This window comes from Priestia sp. P5_B4, from assembly GCF_056400385.1.
Map to the genome: position 1 here is coordinate 1 of NZ_JBFULJ010000612.1, position 2,315 is coordinate 2,315.

General features: G+C 41.0%; 2 protein-coding genes. Both read left to right on the top strand.

The genetic code is table 11. The features are described 5' to 3' along the window. The first annotated feature begins 108 nt into the window (after positions 1-108). Positions 109-699, top strand: a complete 591-nt coding sequence (locus AC1DRF_RS23680) for a superoxide dismutase family protein (RefSeq protein WP_216141901.1) — start codon at positions 109-111, stop codon at positions 697-699. A 116-nt stretch (positions 700-815) separates the two neighbouring features. Beyond that, a complete protein-coding gene (locus AC1DRF_RS23685; protein WP_427076212.1) occupies positions 816-2,303 on the top strand; it encodes an FAD-dependent oxidoreductase in 1,488 nt (495 codons plus the stop codon). The last annotated feature ends 12 nt before the right edge of the window (positions 2,304-2,315 follow it).

The window sequence follows — 2,315 nt, forward strand, 5'->3', positions numbered from 1 at the left end:
GATTTTTTCATTGGTAAGGTGAACGTATGTCTCAATCTTATTTTTGATGTCTAAAAAAAGGAAAATAGTGAAAGGATGGTGATAAATAAGAAAAAGGAGGAATCACGGATGCAAAAGTTGATAATGAACGGATGCGTAGTCTTTGTTCTGTTATTGTTAGGAGCATGCAGCATGGTAAAAGAGCAAAATAACGCTCATGAAAACCACCTGAAAACAGAGGAAGCGAAAGAAACAAGCGAAGTATCGGTAGAACCTGTTAAAGTGGATTTAACAAATACATCGGGCAAAAAAGTAGGCGAGGCTACCCTGTCAGAAGCAAAGAACGGCGTGCACATTAAATTAACTGCTCAAGGTCTTTCACCAGGGAGACATGGATTTCATATTCATGAAATAGGAAAATGTGAGGTGCCGGATTTTAAAACAGCGGGTGCCCATTTTAATCCTTTTAAACGTGAACACGGCCTTAAAAATACAAAAGGCCCGCATGCAGGTGATTTGCCCAATCTAGAAGTTGCTCCAAATGGCAAAGTAGATACAGAAATTTTTGCTTCTCTTGTCACGCTGCAAGAAGGAAAGCCGAATTCTCTTTTGGATATGGATGGATCGGCATTAGTGATACATGATAAAGTCGACGATTACACAACGGATCCTTCAGGAAACTCAGGAGATCGGATTGTTTGTGGAGTGATTACAAAATAAGCCAAAAAGCTGTGAGATCATTCACGGCTTTTTTATTTCAGTAACGAGCCGCTTCTAAATTGCGGTGAGCTTCTTTTTTTTGCACAATAAAAGAAAGAGCAGAAGAAGGTGAAAACATGCATAAGCAAGTTGTCGTAATAGGCGGAGGAATAGGTGGGTTAACAGCGGGAGCGCTTTTAGCTAAACATGACTATGAAGTGACGGTTTTAGAAGCTTCTCGAGAATGGGGAGGCTGTGCAGGGAAATTTCAGCGTCATTTGTATACGTTTCCTGTTGGGGCGACACTTGGAATGGGATTTGAGCACGGAGGGATACATGAGCGAATCGGCACGTGCCTTGGCCTAGAAATTGAAAAGGTTTCTCTTGAAAAAATCATGAAAGTTCATCTTCCTCATCGTACACTGATTTATTATCAAGACCGGTATCAGCATATTTCCTATCTTCAAAAACAATTTCCTCATAAAGCAAAAAATATTAGGAGCTTTTATGAAAATGTTTTTAGAATTGCAAAAGAAATTCGCAAGCTTATGCAGTCTCTGCCGGTTCTTCCTCCTCTAACAGTCGGTGAGTGGAGCAGGCTGGTAAGTTCGTTGAATGTTGGTTCTGTGAAGCTGTTGCCTTATTTTCATCAATCGTTTAGTTATTTACTAAAAAAACACAGCTTGCTAGACGAAGCGGACTTTCTTCATTTTGTTGATGGTCAATTAATAGACAGCATGCAGACAACAAGTGAGAACTGTTCAATGCTTATTGGATGTTTAGCGTTAGATATTTATCACGAAGGTGCTTTTTATGTAAAAGGTGGCTTATACAAAGTCGCAGAAGCGCTGCAAAAATCGATTAAAGTCAACGGAGGAAAAACGACTCTAGGAAGGAAAGTAGTAAAGATAGAGCGTGATAATGACGGGTGGATCGTGCATGATCATAGAGGTAACCGTTACCGTGCATCAGACGTTGTATGCAACGCGCCGGTTCAAAGCTTAAAGACTTTGCTGCATGATGAAGATTACCAACATATTCATAAGCGGGCAAAAGAAAAAAGCGAGCTTCGGCAGTGGGGAACGTTTTCGATGTATTTTGCGATTGATGAAAGAGATCTGCCGCAAAATGTAGAGTTGTTTCAGCAAGTACTTCAATCCGAACAAGGGGAAATGACAGAAGGAAATCATTTATTTATCTCAGTCTCTCATCCAGATGATCGTTTTCGAGCCCCTGAAGGCAAGCGTACAATTACAGTGTCTACTCACATTGATCTTAGCAAGTGGAGCAACAAAGAAGCCTATGACCTTCAAAAACAAGTTCTTGAGAAAAAAATGGTAGCAGGCATTAAAACCATTATTCCTAGCATTGAAAAAGCAGAGCATCAAATTTCGGGAGCTCCTAAAGCATGGGAAAGGTTCACTTCTCGCCCAAACGGGGGAGTGGGAGGCTTTCCGCAAACGTTAGATCATGCCTTGTTCAACAGCATTTCGCATCGATCTGGCTTACAAGGACTGTGGTTATGCGGAGATACAGTGTTTCCAGGAGCGGGAACTATAGGCGTATCGGTAAGCGGCTATCATGTGTTTCAAAGTATAACGTCCCATCGTCATACGTTACCTTAACATTTCTTACAT